The organism is Adhaeretor mobilis, assembly GCF_007741515.1.
In the GTDB taxonomy this organism is placed as follows: domain Bacteria; phylum Planctomycetota; class Planctomycetia; order Pirellulales; family Lacipirellulaceae; genus Adhaeretor; species Adhaeretor mobilis.
This window is the reverse complement of record NZ_CP036263.1, coordinates 2776984-2797332: the sequence shown is the minus strand read 5'-3', so window position 1 is coordinate 2797332 and position 20349 is coordinate 2776984. Positions and strand designations below refer to the sequence as shown.

General features: G+C 54.7%; 19 protein-coding genes. 10 read left to right on the top strand and 9 right to left on the bottom strand.

Annotated elements, in window-relative coordinates; genetic code table 11:
* Positions 1–17 precede the first annotated feature (17 nt).
* Positions 18–1295 (top strand): DUF6268 family outer membrane beta-barrel protein, encoded by a 1278-nt coding sequence (locus HG15A2_RS11025; protein WP_145060308.1) that lies wholly within the window; start codon positions 18–20, stop codon positions 1293–1295.
* 135 nt (positions 1296–1430) lie between these two features.
* Positions 1431–1817 carry a hypothetical protein gene (locus tag HG15A2_RS11020; protein ID WP_145060307.1) on the top strand — a complete coding sequence of 129 codons (387 nt, stop codon included), beginning with the start codon at positions 1431–1433 and terminating at the stop codon, positions 1815–1817.
* Positions 1818–1998: 181 nt separating this feature from the next.
* Here HG15A2_RS11020 and sucD read toward each other — a convergent pair whose 3' ends face one another.
* Both sucD and sucC read right to left on the bottom strand, forming a co-directional pair.
* Positions 1999–2883 (bottom strand): succinate--CoA ligase subunit alpha, encoded by an 885-nt coding sequence (gene sucD / locus HG15A2_RS11015; protein ID WP_145060306.1) that lies wholly within the window; start codon positions 2881–2883, stop codon positions 1999–2001.
* Between the two features lie 134 nt (positions 2884–3017).
* Positions 3018–4208, bottom strand: coding sequence for an ADP-forming succinate--CoA ligase subunit beta (sucC, locus tag HG15A2_RS11010; protein WP_145060305.1), 1191 nt, complete (start codon positions 4206–4208; stop codon positions 3018–3020).
* Between the two features lie 485 nt (positions 4209–4693).
* Here sucC and HG15A2_RS11005 point away from each other — a divergent pair, with 485 nt between their 5' ends.
* The 8 genes from HG15A2_RS11005 to nqrM all read left to right on the top strand — a co-directional run bounded on the left by HG15A2_RS11005 (position 4694) and on the right by nqrM (position 12187).
* Entirely contained in the window at positions 4694–6076 is a 1383-nt protein-coding gene (locus HG15A2_RS11005; protein WP_145060304.1) for a Na(+)-translocating NADH-quinone reductase subunit A, read from the top strand.
* Complete coding sequence (locus HG15A2_RS11000) at positions 6077–7360, top strand: NADH:ubiquinone reductase (Na(+)-transporting) subunit B (protein ID WP_145060303.1); 1284 nt, start codon at positions 6077–6079, stop codon at positions 7358–7360.
* Positions 7350–8258 carry a Na(+)-translocating NADH-quinone reductase subunit C gene (locus HG15A2_RS10995; protein WP_145060302.1) on the top strand — a complete coding sequence of 303 codons (909 nt, stop codon included), beginning with the start codon at positions 7350–7352 and terminating at the stop codon, positions 8256–8258. The genes HG15A2_RS11000 and HG15A2_RS10995 overlap by 11 nt, the downstream gene beginning before the upstream one ends.
* Entirely contained in the window at positions 8251–8880 is a 630-nt protein-coding gene (locus HG15A2_RS10990; protein ID WP_145060301.1) for an NADH:ubiquinone reductase (Na(+)-transporting) subunit D, read from the top strand. The genes HG15A2_RS10995 and HG15A2_RS10990 overlap by 8 nt, the downstream gene beginning before the upstream one ends.
* 65 nt (positions 8881–8945) lie before the next feature.
* A complete protein-coding gene (gene nqrE / locus HG15A2_RS10985) occupies positions 8946–9554 on the top strand; it encodes an NADH:ubiquinone reductase (Na(+)-transporting) subunit E (RefSeq protein WP_145060300.1) in 609 nt (202 codons plus the stop codon).
* A gap of 85 nt (positions 9555–9639) precedes the next feature.
* Positions 9640–10863, top strand: coding sequence for an NADH:ubiquinone reductase (Na(+)-transporting) subunit F (gene nqrF, locus HG15A2_RS10980; RefSeq protein WP_145060299.1), 1224 nt, complete (start codon positions 9640–9642; stop codon positions 10861–10863).
* Positions 10864–10998: 135 nt separating this feature from the next.
* Positions 10999–11964, top strand: coding sequence for an FAD:protein FMN transferase (locus HG15A2_RS10975; RefSeq protein WP_145060298.1), 966 nt, complete (start codon positions 10999–11001; stop codon positions 11962–11964).
* 7 nt (positions 11965–11971) lie between these two features.
* Entirely contained in the window at positions 11972–12187 is a 216-nt protein-coding gene (gene nqrM, locus HG15A2_RS10970) for a (Na+)-NQR maturation NqrM (protein WP_145060297.1), read from the top strand.
* A gap of 5 nt (positions 12188–12192) precedes the next feature.
* On the opposite strand, the gene HG15A2_RS10965 is transcribed toward nqrM, so the two are convergent.
* From HG15A2_RS10965 to HG15A2_RS10935, 7 genes are read right to left on the bottom strand one after another with little or no spacing between them, the layout of a single operon-like run.
* Positions 12193–13758 carry a glycosyltransferase family 39 protein gene (locus tag HG15A2_RS10965; protein WP_145060296.1) on the bottom strand — a complete coding sequence of 522 codons (1566 nt, stop codon included), beginning with the start codon at positions 13756–13758 and terminating at the stop codon, positions 12193–12195.
* A complete protein-coding gene (locus HG15A2_RS10960; RefSeq protein WP_145060295.1) occupies positions 13755–14894 on the bottom strand; it encodes a sulfotransferase in 1140 nt (379 codons plus the stop codon). Before HG15A2_RS10960 ends, HG15A2_RS10965 begins: the two co-directional genes overlap by 4 nt.
* A complete protein-coding gene (locus tag HG15A2_RS10955; RefSeq protein ID WP_145060294.1) occupies positions 14891–15886 on the bottom strand; it encodes a polysaccharide deacetylase family protein in 996 nt (331 codons plus the stop codon). Before HG15A2_RS10955 ends, HG15A2_RS10960 begins: the two co-directional genes overlap by 4 nt.
* A 43-nt stretch (positions 15887–15929) precedes the next feature.
* A complete protein-coding gene (locus HG15A2_RS10950) occupies positions 15930–17363 on the bottom strand; it encodes an NAD(P)/FAD-dependent oxidoreductase (protein WP_145060293.1) in 1434 nt (477 codons plus the stop codon).
* Complete coding sequence (locus HG15A2_RS10945; protein ID WP_145060292.1) at positions 17363–18025, bottom strand: acyltransferase; 663 nt, start codon at positions 18023–18025, stop codon at positions 17363–17365. The genes HG15A2_RS10950 and HG15A2_RS10945 overlap by 1 nt, the downstream gene beginning before the upstream one ends.
* A gap of 17 nt (positions 18026–18042) precedes the next feature.
* The gene (locus HG15A2_RS10940) at positions 18043–19065 is read right to left on the bottom strand and encodes a Gfo/Idh/MocA family protein (RefSeq protein ID WP_145060291.1); all 1023 of its coding nucleotides are present in this window, start codon (positions 19063–19065) and stop codon (positions 18043–18045) included.
* Between the two features lie 43 nt (positions 19066–19108).
* Entirely contained in the window at positions 19109–20341 is a 1233-nt protein-coding gene (locus HG15A2_RS10935; RefSeq protein ID WP_246117939.1) for a DegT/DnrJ/EryC1/StrS family aminotransferase, read from the bottom strand.
* Positions 20342–20349 lie beyond the last annotated feature (8 nt).

Genomic DNA, 20349 nt, shown 5'->3' with positions numbered 1-20349 from the left:
TACCACGCCCTTCGTTCATGGTATGCCTCGCTCCGCTCGGCAGTACCCTACTTTGTGATATCGACTTGCCTACCAAACAGTCTCACCTACGCCTCCTACGATTCGTCTTGTGGATTGCGCTAGCCACTGCAAATGGCTTAGCGGGAAGCTGCATTGCTCAAGAGGACGACTCCAACGTGAGTTGGGATGGGAGCTACCTGCCCAAGGTCATTCCGGGCGCTACGCATGGCACGCTCTTGCAAAGCAATCCGGTGGTGGGGACTTCGGCCGTTCGTGCTACGAGCGCATCGGGCTACAAATCGGTTGGACAATCCGTACTGCCGACTCGCACCGCACCAACTGGGGTGACCTCGACGAGCGAGATCATCATGCTCGATGAGTTGGTTCCCCTAGACACTACGCCCATTCGAACGGCTTCACTCAATACGCAGACGATTCCTAACGGTACTGAGCTAGTCGATCCGCAAGCGACCCAAACTCCGGGCTCACAGTTGCCACCAGGCACTCGCAATGGGGTGTTCCAGAAGATTCGAATGTCGGGCACCTGGGCACCGACATTGACAGACGATCCAGACGCCCTCGGCGTAACGGACCTCGACACGAGTGTCGTGCTGGGATTTCCGTTTCTGAGAATCGATACTCCATTGCTGGTGACGCCACGATTCGGCATTCACTTTTTTGATAACGCAGCGAGCAACGACCTTCCAAGCCGCGTCTATGATGTGTCTACCGAGTTCCGACACTTGCGACGCTTTGGCGCTGGCCCTTGGGCGATGGATGCGGCCGTTTCCGTGGGCTACTACAGCGACTTCGATCAGGACTCCGGCGATGCCATTCGCGTAAACGGACGATTGCTCGGCGTTTACGAGTCGTCACCGGCTGCCAAGTGGATTTTTGGTGCTGTGTACCTCAATCGGGCCGGCACAAACCTGCTACCGGCTGCCGGTTTGATCTACACGCCCGACGATGCCACCAAGTACGAGCTGATTTTCCCCCGTCCGCGTGCCGCCTGGCAACTTGCCGGCAGCCAGCCCAATGACCAGCGATGGTTCTACGTTGGCGGGGAATTCGGTGGCGGCGTCTGGTCGATTACGCGGCCTTCGACCGGTATGCTCGACACGGCTAACTACAGTGACTTACGGTTGATCACGGGAATCGAGCGCAAGGTCATCGGTGGCTTGTCCCACCACCTGGAATTCGGGTACGTGTTCTACCGCAAGCTCGAATTCGAACGGCCAGCGATTGAAACCCAGCTCGACGACACGGTGTTTGTGCGTGCAGGCATATCGTACTGATTAGACTCTCGCCCTACAAAAAAACCGTGCAATCTCCGCACGAATGGCCCGCCTTCGCTGTTCCTAAGAGCACTCATTCTCGTGCTATAATTGAAAGGGACTATAGAAAACACCAACAGCGAGGCATTGAGATCGATGCGAGAGAACGAGCACAATTCGACTTCGAGCGACCTCAACGCGGTGACTCTCTTCCGCCTGCTCGCCAGCATGACGCTGTTGTTCGTTGGAGTTTGCGTGGCCCTGTGGGTGCTGATCTCCATTGCCGGCGTCATCTCTGCCGAAGAGGCACCAGCCCTTATCGAGAGAATTGCCCCTGCAGACGGAGAGCCGTTTGAAGTGGAAATCGACGGCAACAGAGCAGAGATGTCTCCCCACCTGTTTCGCGTAGGCGCTTACGGTTGCCTGTGCTTCTTGTACTTGATTGCCGGCTCGATCGCGAAGGCGACCATCAGCGGCGGCGTGAAACTAGTCCAGCCGGACGTGAAAGAGCTGATCCAACAATTGATGAAGCAAAGGAAGTAAGCGATTTGATTCTGCGTGACCTCGGTCACCGGCTCGATTGATTTGCCATCGACTGTCAGCATTTCATGCACGTTCCCATGAAGCACCACAGCGATGGTGTGTTTTCCCTCGGGAAGGCCCGGCAAACGGTACCTTTCAGAGTAGATACGTGCCGCCTACCAACAGCCGATCCTGCCTGCGATCAACCCTTCGACCGTTTGATCGCCCGCTCTGTCGCCGTGCCCATGTCGGCAGGGCTTTGGGCGACTTCGATACCGGCGTCTTCTAACGCGGCAATTTTTTCCTCTGCGGTGCCTTTGCCGCCGGAGATGATTGCGCCGGCGTGGCCCATGCGTTTGCCGGGGGGTGCCGTGCGGCCCGCTATGAAGGCGGCGACTGGCTTGGTGATGTGTTCTTTCACGAATGCGGCGGCTTCTTCTTCTGCAGTGCCGCCGATTTCGCCCATCATCATGATCGCTTCAGTCTCGTCATCTTCTTGGAACATCTTCAGCAGATCGATAAACGACGTGCCGACAATTGGGTCGCCACCGAGCCCAACGCAGGTGGTTTGACCGAGGCCCAGGTTCGTGAGTTGCCAAACGGCTTCGTAAGTGAGCGTACCGCTGCGACTCATCACGCCCACGATACCCTTCTTGTGAATGTAGCCCGGCATGATGCCCATTTTGCACTCGTCGGCAGTGATAACGCCGGGGCAGTTGGGGCCGATGAGGTGGACGTCGTCGCGATCCTTAATATTGTCGTAGACGCGCACCATGTCGAGCACCGGAACGCCCTCGGTAATTGCGGCAATCACTTTGATGCCCGCGTCGACAGCTTCCAGTATCGCATTGGCCGTGAAAGCAGGCGGCACGAAGATCATGCTCGCATCAGCGCCGTCCTTCTCGACGGCTTCTTTCACGGTGTCGTAAACCGGCAGGCCGAGCACTTCTTGGCCGCCCTTACCCGGTGTGACACCGCCGACAAGCTTGGTGCCGTATTCGAGGCAGTTCTTGGAGTGAAACTCGCCCGCACGGCCGGTGATGCCTTGGCAAATTAGTTTGGTATCTTTATTGATTAAAATCGACATTTGCTCGCTCTTGTTATTTTTGAACCACGGAGGCACGGAGAGCACGGAGGGTTTGACTCCCAACCGAATACGATCTCGGTGTCCTCCGTGCCTCCGTGGTTTTTTGAGTTACTATTCTTGTCTTCGCCAACGCGCTAGGCAGCATTCGCGGCAGCGACGACTTTCTCAGCGGCGTCAGTCAGGCCTTCAGCGGTGATGATATCTACATCGCTTTCGGCAAGGATCTTGCGACCTTCTTCGACTTCCGTGCCTTCCAATCGGACTACTAACGGCACGTTGAAACCAACTTGCTTGTACGCTTCCAGCACGGCATTGGCGATCGTGGTGCATTGCATAATACCGCCGAAAATGTTCACTAGCACGGCTTTCACATTCTTGTCGCCCAACAAGATACGAAACGCTTCGGTGACTTGCTCGGTCTGCGCTCCGCCACCTACATCCAAGAAGTTGGCCGGCTCGCCACCATGCAGCTTGATAAGGTCCATCGTGCTCATGGCAAGGCCCGCTCCGTTGACGAGGCAGCCGATGTTGCCCTCCAGCTGCACGTAGCTGAGTCCCGCCTTGCCAGCGCGTACTTCGGCGGGGTCTTCCTCGTCGAGGTCTCGCAACTCGAGCAGTTCCTTGTGACGGAACAAGGCGTTGTCGTCGAAGTTGACCTTCGCGTCGAGCGCCATCACTTGGCCCGATTTCGTCACGACTAGCGGGTTGATCTCCGCGATGCTGCAATCGAGTTCCACGAACAGCTTGCAGAGCTTTGTCATCAGGTCATTCGCACTGGCAACACTGTCGCCAGTGATGTTCAGCTTCTTGCAGAGGCTTTCAACTTGCTCCTTCTGTAAACCTTGGTCCGGATGGAACGCCTCCTTGAAGATCAGCTCGGGCGTTTTTTCGGCGACTTCCTCAATGTTCACGCCGCCTTCTTCTGAAGTCATGAGAACAGGCAAGCCAGATGCGCGATCGACGACGATGCCGAGATACAGTTCGCGATCAATATCGCAACCCGCTTCCACGAATACTTGCTTGACTTTTTTGCCGGCCGGACCGGTTTGAATGGTCTCCAGCTCTTTGCCGAGCAAGGCTTCGGCTACAGAAGAGGCCTCTTCTGCACTACGCACTAGCTGTACGCCGCGCTGGTCGCGATTAGTTTTGATCGTACCCTTGCCGCGACCTCCGGCATGAATCTGTGCCTTCACGACAGCGATTTCGCCACCGAGCTGCTTGTAGGCAGCGGCTGCCTCTTCGGGAGTTGTCGCCACGTGGCCTTCCGGAACGGCTATGCCTGCATTACGGAAAAGCTCTTTGGCCTGATATTCATGAATCTTCATCGTGTTTGCACTCGTGATAAACAAACCGGCTGGTGATTTGGTGGAGTATAGCGCCAGTCGCACTGTTTTTTGAACCGCTAAGTGCGCAAAGAACGCTAAGAAATAAAGAAGTCGGAATGAAACGCATCCCATGTGGATTTATCCATTGCAGATAGCGGCTCGGCCAAGGCCAACCGTTCGGCAAATCCAAACTCGACAAAACCAAGGTGTGAGTTTCTTCGGTCCTTTGCCGGATTGCATTTGGCTAGCGTATTGGAAACACAACTTTGTCCTTTTCGTGTCCTGAGCGGTTCTCTACCCCAGCTCTAGACCAGCCAGCCCTAAGCACTCTCCCGAAATCCTTACTTGGCAAAAGGTTATTGACTTGCGTGACGGATTGTGAAAAAATTCACAAGGTCAGCCCGCAGTCGAAAACTAGGGCATTTGGCGGCTATTTAACCGCCAAAACCCCATAACACTAGCCGTTCTTTCCCCCCGCCCTCGTCATGACGACCGTCACGCGTATTGAAAAAGGCCTCGATCTGCCCATTGCTGGCGAGCCTGAGCAGACGATTTCCGATGGGCCCACCATCACGCAGGTGGCTCTGCTTGGCGACGACTATGTGGGCATGAAACCCACCATGGCTGTGGCTGAGGGCGATCGCGTCAAACTAGGTCAGATCGTTTTTGAGGACAAGAAGCAGCCCGGCGTGAAGTTCACCGCTCCTGCCGCGGGCAAGGTGGTGGCAATCAATCGAGGGGCAAAACGCAAATTCGAGTCCCTGGTGATTGAGGTCGACGGAGACGGGGCCTCTGAAACGAGCCAAGTCACTTTCCCGACCTTTCCCGATCATAATCTTGCTCGCCTGGAGCGAGACAAGGTCCGCGATCAGCTGGTCGCAGCCGGGTTGTGGACCGCCCTGCGAACGCGTCCCTACAACAAGACGCCGGCCATCGATGGCATTCCCCACTCGCTGTTTATCACAGCCATGGACACTAACCCGCTGGCTGCTGACCCGGCGGTGATGCTCGCCAAGTACCCGGCTGAGTTCATCGCAGGCATCGAAGCGTTGAGTGCTTTGACCGATGGCAAGACTTACGTGTGCCGACGTGCGGGTTCCGAAATCCCCGGCGAAAGCAAAGTTGCCGCGGAATTCCACGCCTTCGACGGCCCCCACCCCGCGGGCCTCGCAGGAACTCACATCCATCTGCTCGATCCGGTAGATCGCAACAAAGTCGTGTGGCATATCGGCTATCAAGACGTGGTGGCCGCCGGACATTTGTTCCTGCACGGCAAGATTTTCACGGAACGAACAATCGCAATCGCCGGCCCTGTAGCGAAGAACCCACGCCTAGTACGAACGCGTCTGGGGGCCTCACTCGCAGAACTCACCGCAGGCGAAGTCGAGTTGCCTGGGGATCAGCAAGTTCGGGTGATCTCCGGTTCCGTGCTTTCAGGTCGGACGGCCACGTCGCCAGCCAACTATCTCGGTCGCTTTGCGAACCAGGTAGCGTTGTTAGCCGAAGGCAACCAGCGCGAGTTCGTCGGATGGATGTTGCCGGGCGAAGAAAAGTTTTCCATCCGCCGGATATTTTCCTCTGCTTGGACTGGCGGTGAAGGAAAACGCTTCCGCTTTACGACGAACACCGGCGGCAGCCAACGGGCGATAGTGCCCATCGGCATGTACGAACAAGTTATGCCGCTCGATCTGATCGCAACGCCACTGTTAAAGTCGCTCATTGTTGAGGACACCGAAAATGCTCAACAGCTTGGTGCCCTCGAGTTGGCGGAAGAAGACCTTGGACTCTGCACTTTCGTTTGCCCGGGCAAATACGAGTATGGCCCGATCCTGCGTGAAAACCTCACTCGGATTGAACACGAAGGATAAATGCTCACCGTGCTTCGCAAATTACTCGACCGACTGCATCCAACGTTCAGCGAGGGCGGCAAGCTCGAACGGCTCTATCCTGCGTATGAGGCGATCGATACGTTCCTCTACACGCCCAGTGACGTCACCAATACGGCTGCTCATGTGCGCGACGGGATGGACCTGAAGCGAATGATGTCGATCGTAGTGATCGCACTGCTCCCCTGCTTCTTCATGGCATGTCACAATACGGGCTATCAAGCCAACCTAGCCATTGCCGCCGATGCTCAGCCGATTGAAACGTGGCGTGAGCCGGTCATGTCGTCGCTAGGATTGGAACACGACCCTGAGAGCTTCCTCAGCAACTTCCTCTACGGATTCCTGTTTTGGATGCCGATCTACTTGGTGACGTTAGCAGTAGGTGGCACACTGGAGGCGATCTTCAGCATCGTCCGCGGGCATGAGATCAATGAAGGTTTCCTGGTTACAAGTGCATTGTTCCCGCTCACGCTCCCACCTAGCACGCCCCTATGGCAAGCCGGCTTGGGAATTGCGTTTGGCGTCGTGATCGGTAAAGAAATCTTCGGCGGAACAGGAAAGAATTTCCTCAACCCGGCACTCACGGGGCGGGCGTTTCTGTACTTCGCATTTCCCACGTACATGTCAGGCGTGAAGCGCGTTCCCACACCGGGCACGGAGGAGCTAGGCGTTGGTGTGTGGACGGCCGCTGACGGAGTTTCTGGCGCAACACCGCTGGGAGCGATGGGCACTTTCAAAGTTCAAGACGCGACCGAAGGGTTTCTGCCTTCGGTCCAAACGCTCACCGATTTCTCCTGGTGGGACTGCTTTGTGGGATACATACCCGGTTCGATGGGTGAAACATCAGTGATTGCTTGCTTGATCGGGGCTGCCATACTCATTGGCATGGGGATCGGCTCTTGGAAAATCATGGCTGGCTGTTTTCTGGGTGCCACGGCGATGTCTTCACTCCTTGTGATGTTCTCCAGCAACCCTGAATATGCGATCACCAACCTCGGGCCGCACTGGCACTGGGTGATTGGTAGCTTTGCCTTTGGCACAGTATTTATGGCGACTGACCCAGTCTCCGCTTCGATGACCGAAACCGGCCGCTGGTGGTACGGTGGGCTTGTCGGTGTCATGACCATTTTGATTCGCTCGATCAACCCAGCCTTTGCCGAAGGCGTCATGCTGGCCATTCTATTCGGAAACGTCATGGCACCGCTGATCGATTATTTCGTGATCCAAGCGAACATCAAACGAAGGATGGCTCGCTATGCCGCCTGACAACAAGACTAGTGAGAAATCGCTCCGCGAAAAGGTCAACACCGTACCCGGTACCATCCTCGTGGCCACCGTATTGTGCGTGACCTGCTCGCTAGTAGTTGCTGGCGCCGCGGTGGGATTGAAGAGTACAATTGAAGCAAACAAAACCCTTGATCGCCAGAAGAACGTAGTGATGGCGGCGGGCCTGCTGAAGAAAGATGAACTGACTGCCAAGAGGGTGAACGAACTGTTTGCCGAAGGTGGAACGATCCGCAAGGAGCTCATTGACCTGGAGACAGGCAAGCCAGTCGACCTCGATGAAGTTAAGATCGATCTGAATACCTACGACCCTCGCGAAGCTGCCAAGAACCCCAAGTTCAGTGTGAAGATTCCTGCAGATGCAGATGATGCGGGCATCAAACGCCGCGAAAAATACGCCTACGTTTACAAAGTGGTCGGAAAATCCGGCGAGCTGAATCAAATTGTCATCCCCATCTACGGCAAGGGGCTATGGTCGACGTTGTACGGGTTCATCGCACTCGAAAAAAACATCAACACAGTCGACGGCATTACCTATTACGACCATGGCGAAACACCCGGTCTTGGTGCAGAGATCCAGAATCCCGATTGGCAGGCGAAATGGGTTGACAAGTCTGTCTATGATGATGGCCAGGTCGAACTCTCTGTCATCAAGGGCGCCGTCGATTCGACCAGCGATCAAGCGGCTTACCAAGTTGATGGCCTCTCTGGGGCGACGATCACCTCGAACGGCGTTACCAACATGATTCACTATTGGCTGGGACCCAATGCTTTTGGACCTTACCTTGATACACTCCGCTCCAATTTGAATAGCTCTAATAGTGACTCACAGAAGGCTGCGGTATTAAGAGTTCCGGCATCCGGAGGAACAAATGGCTGATAAGAGCCCTAGAGATGCGTTGTTCGACCCAATTTTCAATAACAACCCCATTGCGTTACAAGTTCTGGGGATTTGCTCTGCACTGGCAGTGACCAATAAGTTGTCTACTTCGGTCGCGATGGCGCTTTCGGTAACGGTTGTACTTGGTTTTTCGAACGCCGCGGTGAGTCTCATCAGGGCTTACATCCCCAGCAGCATCCGCATCATCGTACAGATGACGATCATCGCATCGCTGGTGATTGTTGTTGACACGTTCCTCAAGGCTTACGCCTTCGACATAGCGAAAGAGATCTCGCTATTCGTGGGGCTCATTATCACCAACTGTATTGTCATGGGACGTGCAGAGGCGTTTGCGATGAAGAACGAGCCGTGGATTTCTGCTCTCGATGGAATTGGTAACGCGCTAGGCTACAGTTTGATCCTTGTTGTCGTCGGCTTCTTCCGTGAGTTGCTTGGCTCAGGAACACTCTGGGGCTTTACCGTACTCGAGCCAGTTGCCGAAGGTGGTTGGTATGTTCCTAACGGCTTGATGCTCCTGCCGCCGAGTGCGTTCTTTATCATTGGTACGTTCATTTGGGTGCTCCGCACCTTTAAACCCGATCAGGTCGAAGAGGCCCACTAACGGTTCCACACCAAGAGTCGCATAAGCAAAAACCTGCCCACTGCCCACTGTCCACTTTTTCCGCCATGGATCATTACCTCGACATCTTCCTGAAGTCTGTGTTCGTAGAGAACATGGCCCTCGCGTACTTTCTTGGCATGTGTACGTTTCTGGCTGTCTCAAAATCAGTAAAGACAGCGTTGGGCCTCGGCTATGCAGTGGTACTGGTGATGTTCGTCACCATTCCCTTGAATAACTTGATCTACCAGCACCTCCTGAAGAAAGGTGCGCTCACTTGGGTCAACTCAAGCTTTGCCACGGTCGATCTTGAGTTCCTATCGCTCATTAGCTTTATCGGAACCATTGCCGCAATGGTGCAGATCCTCGAAATGGCGCTCGATCGGTTTTCTCCAGCGCTTTACAACGAGCTGGGCATTTTCCTGCCATTGATTACCGTAAACTGTGCAATCTTGGGTGGATCGTTGTTCATGAAGGAACGTGATTACGACTTTGCCGAAAGCTGCGTGTTTGGTTTTGGTAGCGGTTTCGGCTGGGCGCTGGCCATCGTGGCCCTGGCAGGAATCCGTGAGAAATTAAAATACAGTGACGTGCCCGATGGCCTGAGGGGACTTGGAATCACTTTCATGACCGTGGGGCTGATGTCATTAGCCTTCATGTCATTCGGCGGAATGTAGATTGACGGCAAGGTACATCAGATACGAATCTTTATTCCCTCCGTTCCCTCCTGTTCAATATTTCGAATTCAGCTAAGAGCTAAAAATGATTGAAGTTCTCCTAGGCGTAGGAATGTTCACCCTGGTGGTGCTCGCTTTGGTGGGCGTTATCTTGGCGGCTAAGTCACAGTTGGTGGCCAGTGGCGATGTTTCAATCGAAATCAATGGACAGAAGACAATTCAAGTACCCGCTGGCGGGAAGCTACTGGGGGCATTATCTGATGCGGGAATCTTCGTTTCCTCTGCCTGCGGTGGTGGCGGTACATGTGCCCAATGTGAGGTGAAAGTCACCGAAGGTGGCGGCGATATTCTGCCTACCGAGAAAGCACACATTAATAACAAAGAAGCCCGCGAGGGTTGCCGGCTTTCCTGTCAGGTAGCCGTGAAACAAGACATGAAGGTCGAGGTTCCGCCCGAAGCATTTGAGACCAAAAAGTGGAAGTGCAAGGTCAAGTCCAACCGCAACGTGGCGACGTTTATCAAGGAATTCGTTCTCGAACTACCCGCTGGCGAGGCAGTTAACTTCAAGCCAGGTGGTTATATCCAGATTGAAGCTCCTCCCCACGAAGTCGCTTACAAAGATTTTGAGATTGAGGAGGAGTATCACCCGGACTGGGACAAGTACAACATTTGGCAGTACGTATCAAAGGTCGATGCGGAAGTCATTCGCGCCTACTCCATGGCCAATTACCCGGGCGAGGAAGGCATCATCATGTTGAACATTCGCGTAGCGAGCCCGCCGCCACGCGCCCCTGAAGGAACGCCACCTGGAAAGATGTCTTCCTACATCTTTAGCTTGAAGCCGGGCGACGAGGTCACGATCTCCGGTCCCTACGGCGAGTTCTTCATCAAGGACACCGACGCCGAAATGGTGTACATCGGCGGTGGAGCCGGCATGGCCCCGCTTCGCAGCCACATTTTTGAGCTATTCAAGGAACGCAAGACCAAGCGAAAAGTCTCCTTTTGGTATGGCGGTCGAAGTTTGCGGGAACTGTTCTACGTGGATGAATTCCGGCAGATCGAGAAGGACTTCCCGAACTTCAAGTTTAACATCGCCCTTTCCGAGCCACAGCCCGAAGACAACTGGGACGGCTACACCGGCTTTATCCATCAAGTGCTGCACGACGAGTATCTCAAGAACCACCCGGCACCTGAGGACATCGAGTACTACATTTGCGGCCCGCCGATGATGAATGCGGCAGTGTTCAAGATGCTCGATGACCTGGGCGTGGAAAAAGAGAGCATCGCCTACGATGACTTTGGTGGTTAAGCAACGAGCGACGCACTTCCCCTAGCCGCGGCCCAACAGGCCGCTGATAAATCTGTGCAACGGTTCTGTTCGTATCTGTGTATTAGCTTACTGGTCACAGCTTCATCCTGCGCTCCCCCCCCAGTCGCATCCTCGATGGGTAAGCTCAGTGGCCGCACGATGGGCACCACTTACAGCGTTAAGTACCACGGGGATGGCGTCATCTCTAGTGAGAAGGTGCACGAGCAAATCGACGCAGCGCTCTCCGAAGTCAATCAGCAGATGTCCACATATTTGCCAGAGTCAGAGCTTTCGCAGTTCAATTCCAGCGACTCGACCAACGGCCAAAGTGTTTCGCCCGCCACGGCTTACGTTGTTGGGGAAGCAGTTGAGATCCACCAGCAGACCGACGGAGCATTCGACGTCACGGTCGGTCCTCTCGTAAAACTTTGGAAGCTCAACGATCCGAAATCATCACCGATCGAACCTACGGACGACCAGATTGAACAAGCGCGTGAGCGCACCGGAATCGACAAGTTGGCGGTCCAAACGAGCCCTCCCATGTTGAGTAAGAGCAACCCCAGGCTCGAAATCGACCTCTCGGCCATCGCCAAAGGTTTCGGGGTAGATCGTGTGTGCGAAGTGCTTAACGGTTTGGGCATTGTGAATTTCATGGTTGAAATTGGTGGCGAAGTGCGTGCCAGTGGAGTCCGAGAAGATGGAAAAGCCTGGCGGATTGGCGTAGAGAGCCCGCAAGTTGGGCAGCGTGACTTAACGAGAGTCATTCCGTTGGCAAACTACGCGATGGCTACTTCTGGCGATTACCGTAACTTCCGAGGCAAAGGCCCTGCTGCTTACACACACATTCTCGACCCAAGAACTGGGCGACCACTGGCGTATCGTGGAGTCTCTGTGACGGTGCTTGCTAAAACATGCTTGGAGGCCGATGCCTTAGCCACAGCCCTGGTGGTCATGGGGCAAGAAAAGGGGGCCCCCTGGTGTGAGGAACATGGCGTGGCTGCACTCTTCCAACACCGCACTAGTGACGGTCCATCGAAGGCGTATGCGACATCAGCATTTGACAAGCTCGCGCCCACAGGCAAACCTGCTAGGTTAGAATGACAACTAGATGCTCTGGACCCTTCTAATCACTGTGATCGTGTTCGTCGTTGCCGTTGCAGCTATGGCGGTCGGCGTCATCGTGAGCAATCGTCGCATACAAGGAAGCTGTGGCGGGCTTGCCAACATGAAGGACTCCGAAGGACGTACCATTTGCGACGCTTGCACAGACCCTAGCCCCGAATGCGCTGGCGAACCTCTGGAGAGTGAAGCGGAGGGGTCGTAGAAAGCTTATTGCTGCTCACTCGAAGGAGCGAATCTACCCTGGTACAGCACGGCACCGGTGAACTGCGTTTCCTCGAGCTCAACTTCTGCCTGTAGTGCCGCAAGGAACTTGCCCTGGGGATCGCCATGGAAGCTTCTTGTGTAGACCAGCCAGAAAGGCCCTGCCGAAGCGATCTGTTTCATGTCCGCAATTGCCTTGTCGATTGGCTCTCTCTTGTCGAGGGAGGCGCGGCCTTCACTCGATTGCGGCAGCTCGTAGATTGGCCAATCGCTTGCCTCTTGAGGATCACGAATAAGCTTGTTATTCAGGTAGAATTTCACTGGTCCGTACATGTAGTCGGACAGCACAAAAACGTTATTTCGTTGTGAACCTTGTAAGTTCATGTGGTCGGCCACCGCGGAGATCTCTTCATTCGCGTAGCGCGGATTGTGGGCACGCTGATACGTCGAGAGCAATTGCAAGCTAACTAGAACCAAGGTTGCCACAACGGTCAAAGTTCTTGCAGCCTTTTTTTCTGAAGCAATGCCTGCCCCGAGGAGCACACAAAGGGGTACGATGGTCCAGCTGACGTAGCGTACCTTGTAACCGACACTCGCAAGTTCGCCTAGGAAACCAATCACCGGGATTGCGGCCAGCGCAAGTAGCAAGATCGCCAACCGAGATCGCGCGCCGGCAAGTTCCTTCCAGCCAGCGTACCCCAGCCAGCCAGCTGAGCATGCAATTGAAACAATCCACGGAATGGCTTGCCGCATTATCTCGATGGGTGCCAAGGCATGCATTTCGCTAAGAGACGCCCCCAGCGAAAACCCTGCGAGCGATGCATACACCGAATAACCCCATGCACGCCAATCGAAGGGCGTGTACATACAGCCGATGGACTGAAACGAATGATCGATGCGTAAGAGCCAAACTGCAGGGAAGCAGGCAATCGCTGCCACCAGAAATGCGATGAGGCCGCGCCGCTTCTCACTCCAACTGCCTCTGCACGCCAGAAAGAACACTCCCAGAAAGGCTGCAAGCAGTCCTGAGTAATAGTGTGTGAAGCAGGCCGCAACGATGGCCACGGCAAATCCTGCCCAATAGCGTTTGGCGTCAGTCTTCCAAGCCTCAAAGAAGAGCCACAAGGCTAAAGTAACAAGAGCGACGTAAAGCGAGTAGGCACGAGTTTCTTGCGAGAAGAAGATGTGCAGCGGGGACACGGCAAGCAAGCCGGCTGCGGCAAGCCCAACCCGAGTTCCACCAACGGCTTTACCCAGCATTCCTGTAAACAGAACAGCAGCTAGCCCAGCAAGGACCGATAGCCAACGGCTATAGAGAATGTCACCCGTACAGGCATTCCATGCCTTAAGTATTAAGTGATAGAGGGGCGGAAAACCATCCGGCTCGAGGATGATCTCTGACGCGCTCGAACACGTGATCGACAACTCGATCACCTCATCCATGCTGTAGCTCTGCGCGTTTAGGTGATAGCCGCGAAGCACGAGAGCAGTGACGATCACAGCCCCAAGCGTGAGCAGCGTTCCGATACGCCCCGATCGTGAAGAATCCTCAATGTGGGAGATTTCACTCACAGTGAAGCTCGCTTCTGACTATCCGCGTGGGACGATCGCCCAAAATTCGGTCCACTCAAGGGACTCGAGGACGCCGTGTTCGACACACTGGGCTCTGGCAAACGAAGCTGGATCCTCTCGACAATCTCCTCAGCGAGCTTCCAGCTATCAGAAACGCGGAATGGCCGGAGAGACTCCGAGGATTCCCCATCACGCTTGGGTATCGCTGGCAACCAAGCACTGGCCTCTTGGACAAACTGTGCTGGTCGCTCGCAGAAAGCCTCGTAAGAAGTTTGAAATACTCGCTGAGGATCAATGCGTGCTATTTGATTTTGCAACTGCAAGTGATACTTGGAGACTTGGTGACAAACGGAATCAACGTAGTCTAACGAATCGACTTTCCCCTGCACGGTTTCGGCGCCTAAGCCCCAGCCAAGCTTCTTACTTCCTTGTACCCACTTGCGAGCCTGGATGAGCGATTGCGCTACAAACCAAGGGTGGCGCTCGATGATGATAAACTTCGCCATGGGCAAACAATCAGCCAGGGCGGCCATGCAGACTGTATTTCTGTTGTTCTTGTTGAGCATCGGCTTTTGCGTGATCTTCGCCCAAGCGTTGAAGAGTTGTTGCATGGAAATCTGTAGTGACTCCGGCAATTGGTCGGGGATTTCGTAGCGATCTTCTCCGAAAAACTCGTTCCAAATATGAAACCCGTCATTCGGGCCAGCGAGTCCCGACGTGTTGCCATACAAGCTATTGTAGTTGCCGTCGGGAGGTACGAAGCTCTTTTCGAACAACTTGGCGGCGGAGACCGGACTGCGGGGGAACATCGCGTTGCGGTTGGTGAAATAGCTAACATCCCAATGTTTCGCGAGCACCTGGTAGATTAGCGTGGTGCCACTGCGGGGCGGTCCCACGATGAGCACAATCGGCTGCTCAGATTTGGGAGCACTCTCACGCAATCTTTGTTCCCGGCCTTGCAGCGCCCAATCGAGAGGTTTCACGATCTTGGAGATCGCCTCGATCGTGAGTGTCGAAAGGCCGATGCGCCCTCCCTCACTTAGCATTCGCCATATTAGCCCAAACGGATCTGCAAAATTGCCGTAACTTATACGCCTCGATGTTTTAGATCCGATGGATTCCGGTTCACGACTCATACGGAAGCCGCCTCGCGCTGCTGAACTTTCGATGTTGACTCTCGACTGCTTCCTGCCGGAAGTTCACCAATGAACTTAGCCGCATGCTTGTGCATGGGCACTACGTCGTACCGAGAGGCCATCAGGTCAACTGCCTTGCCAACCAAATCGATCTTCTTCTCAGCCGTCTGTCCCATTGCGGGGAAGAACGCCAAGTCGGCATCGTCGTCGCCGCCCATAAAGTCCAAGGGGTGCAGTAGCAACGATGGCTCTACCCTCATTAACTGGCACAAGCGCAACGCCATCCGAAAATAAGTCATCGCTAGAAGTTGCGAAAACTGCCCCAGGTAAAGCAGGTAGCTCACATGAATCGGCACTTTGAAGAGTGGCATTGTCGTGACAGGAATTTCCAGTAGAGGCGGCTCCACATCCGGCCAAACGTAAGGCCGCAGCGGACGGAAGCCTTCGCTCAGTTTTCCGAACAGCTGCTTGCGGTCCGCCTTCTCTTCCGGTGTGAGGTCACTCGTGAAAAAGTAGTAGAGCCGTGCCAACGGACCAAGAAATGTCGGGAAGGTCGATGCGTCGTACTCATATCCGCGCGCGGCGAGCGTTTTCAATAGCTGCGGCGAGAAACTAAACCCCGGTCCGCGAAATCCGGTGGGACGTTTGCCGGTTGCGGAGAGAATTGCCTCTTCGGCGCGGGCGAGCTCTACCTCGATTTGCTCGGGTTTGTAGAGATGCAGCCAGGGCTCGTGGTGAAACGAATGATTGCCGATCTCGTGACCCGCGTCTGCAAGCGATTTTAAGGCTGCACCGTTCTCTGGCAAAACGGCATCTTGCCCGACGACGAAGAATGTGATCGTCAAATCGCGACGCTTCAAGAAGTCAAGAACACGCGGCACCACGGTGTCCAAATAACTGGGGAAGGCCTCCCAGCCCTCGTCGCCATGAGTCTTCATGTAAGACCACTTGTTATCGAGGTCGAGTGACAGGCTGGCGAGTGCTTTGGGCATGGATACGGCTATTCGTTGCTTATTCTTGGTTCATTGGAGTGCGTTAAGCACTTACCGGCTGAGTGGTTGGTTCTAAGAGGGAGTCTGTCGTGGGTAATTCGGGCAAGGCGGAACTCGATTGGTATGCATTCTGCAAACTGGGTAAAAGGGTTTCACTGAGCGCAGTTTCCGCCAGCTCGACCACTTCGTTCACATTGAGCGTCCCCTTGACGATGTGAGCCGAATTCACGGCGAACACGTTGGGAATATTGGTTTCCATCGGTGGCAGTTTCGTTGAATACTCTAGCGTCGGTAGCGCCATTACGTGGCGGGCTCGCGAAACCTTGAAGGCGAGTACGTCATCTCGTGAAAAATCTGGATACATATCAACGAGCGCACCAATGAAGAGCTCTTCGATTTGCGCGTCCGACCACTCCCAAGCCTTGTCATCATGAGCCGCATAACGCGGCAAGTACACTAGCGTGTTGCCACCAAGTTCTTTGGGGTCAACTAGAGTGGTCATCTCGATGACAGCCGTGAAAGGTACTCCGGAGTCAGTTATGTTCGTCACGTAGTAGTTGGCCAGAGGCTTCTTCAGCACGACTGAGGCACACAGAATACCCAGATACTCGACTTGTTCGTGCTGTTGGCGTTGGTGGTCTGAGAGTTGCGGGCAAAAGTTCGTCAGTAGGGACGACGGTGTAGTCATCACCACGCGATCGAAATGCTGTGCGCCCTGGTCGGTCTGAACTGACACGAGGCCTTCTTGGTCAGATACGATCTGCTTGATGGGTTCTCCAGTGCAAATCTCGACACCTCGCGTCGCAAGCGAAGCAGCGAAATGCTCTAGAATCTTGGCGTAGCCTCCTGGGACGTAGCCGAACATTTCCTTCTTTAAGCCGCTCTGCCGAGCTTTATACATGCGAGCAATGGTTGCCCAGATGAAAGTTGCGGAACAACGCTTGTAGGTGTCGCCTAATTTGGCTTTAAGCAGTGGCAACCAGATTTTCTCGAACGTGCGTCGACCTGACCATTTACTGAGCCAGTCGGCCACTGGGATTCGCTCAAGTGCTTGCCAGTCGCGTCGTTTCGACGCCATAAAGATCGTACCGCCCAATCGTATTTTGTCGATCATTCGTAGCGGTGGGAATCGCAGAAACTCCGGCGTACTCGACATCGAGTAGAGCTTGCCCTCGGTGAAGAACCCTGTTTTGGTTTCTACCCAACGCATGTCTTTTTCCAACCCTAGCTCAGTGAGCAAGGCTCGATTCCGCAGGTCGGACAGAAGCGTAACGTGATAGTGCTTGTCCCATTGAATTTCCCCTACGTGCCAAGATCCGGCAAGACCGCCAATCTCCGACGCTGCTTCGTAGAGGGTGACTTGCTGGCCGGCCTTCGCCAGATTGTGCGCGAGCGTGAGCCCCAGCATGCCACCACCAATGATAGCCCAATGCTTTTGCGATAGGTCGTTTCCAGCTTGCAATGAGTCGGAAGACATCAGCTGCCCTCGCTTGCGAGTTGCTCGCTGACTTGGCCATCTGTGATCTTGTAGCTGCGCTGGCAGTTCTGACAGCCGACCACCCTGCTACCTGAGGGGGCGCCTTCTGGCCACTTTAAAAGAGGCTTGCCGCAACGGCAAACACAGCCGACGGACTTGGCCGGATTGCCCACCACCAAGTGAAAGTCACTCACGTCCCGTGTAACCACACTACCCATGCCGACCATAGCAAATCGACCGATCTTCAAGTCACTACCAATGATGCATCCCGCGCCGATCGTTGCTCCCTCCGCAACGACCGTACGCCGCGTCTCCTCATCGGGATCGGACGAACGCAATTCCAATAAGTCGGGCGTCGTGGAACGCGGGAATACATCGTTGGTAAAAATGGTGCCGGCAGAGATCATGACGCCGTCTTCGATCGTGACGCCGTAACAGATGTAGACCATCGCGTTGATCTTCACGCGGTGACCGATTTGTACCTCGTAGGCGATGTAAGACTTCCCTCCCACGATGCACTCGTCGCCGAGAACTGAATCTTTGCGAATGTGTGCGTTATCCCACACGGAAGTGTCACGCCCGAGTTGCACCCCTCCCTCGACCATCGCCGTTTCGTGAACGCGGGCCGTTTCATGGATCAGCTGTGTCGAGCACTCGCTCATTGATGATTCCAACGTCATTAGATGGCTGAAGCCTTCTTGGCGGAAACCTCGACAATGGGTTCCCAATCTCCCTTGGCCAAAGATCGATAGGCTGCTTCGATCACGCTCACAGACGCCAACGCATCGGCCGGTTCAACGAGCAACGATTCCGTACCGCGTACGGCACCGGCGAAGTTCTCCAGTTGTCGCTGAAAAGCAGCTACTTTTTGGTAGCCGCTACCGAACACGGTCCAATCGCTATCACCGCTGCGACGGTACTTCGACTCTTGCCAACCTACCAGTAATGTCCCAGCGCTACCGTACACAGCGATAAAGTACGGCAATTCTTTGCTCACACTCCAAGAGAGGTCAATGCTCGCCAAGACGCCGCTACGGCTACGTACAAACATCTTGGCGGTATCTTCGACCGGAAGCTCCTGGATGCGGTGCCCTTCCATCGCTTGTATATCGACAAGCTCGCCTAGGAAGTAGCGGGTGATGTCCACCGAGTGCGTGCCGTTGTCGATCAGAACTCCGCCGCCAGAGACGGAAGGGTCGGAGTTCCAGCGTTGTGTCATGTCGACGCGGCCAGTGAAAATGTTCTCGAACAGAACCACTTCGCCAAGCACGCCGGAAGCGATAATCGACTTGGCCTGCGCCACATCGGCTACGTAACGGAACTTCGAGGCCATCGTGAAGATGACGTCAGCCTCTTTCGCAGACGCGGCCATGCGGGCGGCCGTTTCTGAGTCAACTGCTAGTGGTTTCTCGCAGAGAACGTTGATGCCGCGGGCGAATAGCACATCGCACACTTCGTCATGCGTGACGGGTGGCGTACAGACGATCACGGCCTCGAGATCCATTTCCTCGACCATCGATTCGACACTACTAAACGAAGCTGCACTCGCAGTTTCAGCGAGAGCTTCGGCGGCTTCGATACGACAATCGGCTACAGCGGCAAGTTGAACTTGTTCGGAACTGGCAAAGGCTTGCGCGTACGCCTGCGCGATGGCTCCGGCTCCGACGAGGCCGAAGCGGACGGGAGTTAGTGTTTCACTCACAGTTAAATTCCTTACCGGGAAGAGGTTGATGGTTTCGTGAAGACTATTTGGCCAATTTGTGGGCAACTTCGCGGATATTTTGCACGACGTAATCGACGTGTTGCGACTCGTACTTTTCGTTGAGTGGTAGCACAAGCACGCTAGCCAAGGCTTCGTATGTGCCGGGGAATTTATCGCGGCTGTAGTCGACAGCTTCAGGACGGGCCAAATTGAAGGGGAAACGGCTATCACCAAACGTGCGTTGATCGCGGATCACTTCACACTCAAAAGCAGGCTTTTGAATGTAACGAGGTCCGCAAAAAATGCCGCGTTCTTTCAATCGCTTTGCTAGTTCATCAAGCCCGCCTTTCAGCTTGTCGCTTTCGACGCGGAGACAATACTTCCAAAAAGTGTGCTTCATGCCCTCGGCGATAGCGGGAGTGTGAATTCCCGGTAAGTCGGAGAGGCCCGCGGTCATAGCGGCAGCGATTTCTGTGCGACGGGAAACAAACTCCGCCAGTTTCGCCAACTGAGCAACAGCGACTGCACCAGTGAGTTCATTCATTCGATAGTTCAAAGCCAAAAAGTAGTGATCTGGCTTAGCATCGCCGTAGCCCCATGCCTTGTTGATGAACAAGTACATACGGCGGGCGAGCGCCTCGTCGCTGGATGTTACAAGGCCACCTTCGCCCGTGGTAATGTGCTTGCCCTGTTGCAGGCTGAAGCAACCAATGTCGCCAAAGGTGCCGACATACCGCCCATCAATCGTTGCCCCGAAGGATTGGGCGCAGTCTTCGATCACCGGGATGCTCCGAGCACGGGCGATTTCCATGATCTCATTCATGCGACAGGGATTGCCGAACAAGTGGGTGACCATGATTGCTTTGGTCTTCTCGCTGATCACCGCTTCGATGGACTCAGGCGTCACGTTGTAGGTGCTAGGGCACACGTCGGCGAATACGGGGATTGCCGACTGGTAGATAATGGGTGTGAGGGCACCCATGTCGGTGATTGAGGTGGTAATGATCTCGTCGCCCGGCTCAGGATCAATCGCGGCGACCGCTGTGTGCAGAGCACCTGTCCCGGAATTAACCGCATGCGAGTGATCAACGCCGAGATACTGTGCGAATTGTTCTTCAAGTTGTTTGACGAACTTTCCCTTCGTACTGGTGAGCGTACCACTGGCGATAGCTTCCCCCAGTAGAAGCATCTCATCATCACCCATATCACGGCCCGTGGAATCTTGGTCCGAAGGGAGTTCCATCTTCTTGACAGGTTTCTTTAAATCAGTTGCCATAGGATTGC

What these genes read in the sequence shown, in the direction of transcription:
- HG15A2_RS10950 (WP_145060293.1), bottom strand. Translation starts at nt 17,363, where the DNA reads ATGTCTTCCGACTCATTGCAAGCTGGAAACGACCTATCGCAAAAGCAT.
- HG15A2_RS10960 (WP_145060295.1), bottom strand. Translation starts at nt 14,894, where the DNA reads ATGAGTCGTGAACCGGAATCCATCGGATCTAAAACATCGAGGCGTATA.
- nqrF (WP_145060299.1), top strand. Translation starts at nt 9,640, where the DNA reads ATGATTGAAGTTCTCCTAGGCGTAGGAATGTTCACCCTGGTGGTGCTC.
- HG15A2_RS11020 (WP_145060307.1), top strand. Translation starts at nt 1,431, where the DNA reads ATGCGAGAGAACGAGCACAATTCGACTTCGAGCGACCTCAACGCGGTG.
- HG15A2_RS10995 (WP_145060302.1), top strand. Translation starts at nt 7,350, where the DNA reads ATGCCGCCTGACAACAAGACTAGTGAGAAATCGCTCCGCGAAAAGGTC.
- HG15A2_RS11025 (WP_145060308.1), top strand. Translation starts at nt 18, where the DNA reads ATGGTATGCCTCGCTCCGCTCGGCAGTACCCTACTTTGTGATATCGAC.
- HG15A2_RS10945 (WP_145060292.1), bottom strand. Translation starts at nt 18,025, where the DNA reads ATGAGCGAGTGCTCGACACAGCTGATCCATGAAACGGCCCGCGTTCAC.
- nqrE (WP_145060300.1), top strand. Translation starts at nt 8,946, where the DNA reads ATGGATCATTACCTCGACATCTTCCTGAAGTCTGTGTTCGTAGAGAAC.
- HG15A2_RS10955 (WP_145060294.1), bottom strand. Translation starts at nt 15,886, where the DNA reads ATGCCCAAAGCACTCGCCAGCCTGTCACTCGACCTCGATAACAAGTGG.
- nqrM (WP_145060297.1), top strand. Translation starts at nt 11,972, where the DNA reads ATGCTCTGGACCCTTCTAATCACTGTGATCGTGTTCGTCGTTGCCGTT.
- HG15A2_RS10990 (WP_145060301.1), top strand. Translation starts at nt 8,251, where the DNA reads ATGGCTGATAAGAGCCCTAGAGATGCGTTGTTCGACCCAATTTTCAAT.
- HG15A2_RS10935 (WP_246117939.1), bottom strand. Translation starts at nt 20,341, where the DNA reads ATGGCAACTGATTTAAAGAAACCTGTCAAGAAGATGGAACTCCCTTCG.
- HG15A2_RS10975 (WP_145060298.1), top strand. Translation starts at nt 10,999, where the DNA reads ATGGGTAAGCTCAGTGGCCGCACGATGGGCACCACTTACAGCGTTAAG.
- HG15A2_RS11005 (WP_145060304.1), top strand. Translation starts at nt 4,694, where the DNA reads ATGACGACCGTCACGCGTATTGAAAAAGGCCTCGATCTGCCCATTGCT.
- sucD (WP_145060306.1), bottom strand. Translation starts at nt 2,883, where the DNA reads ATGTCGATTTTAATCAATAAAGATACCAAACTAATTTGCCAAGGCATC.
- sucC (WP_145060305.1), bottom strand. Translation starts at nt 4,208, where the DNA reads ATGAAGATTCATGAATATCAGGCCAAAGAGCTTTTCCGTAATGCAGGC.
- HG15A2_RS11000 (WP_145060303.1), top strand. Translation starts at nt 6,077, where the DNA reads ATGCTCACCGTGCTTCGCAAATTACTCGACCGACTGCATCCAACGTTC.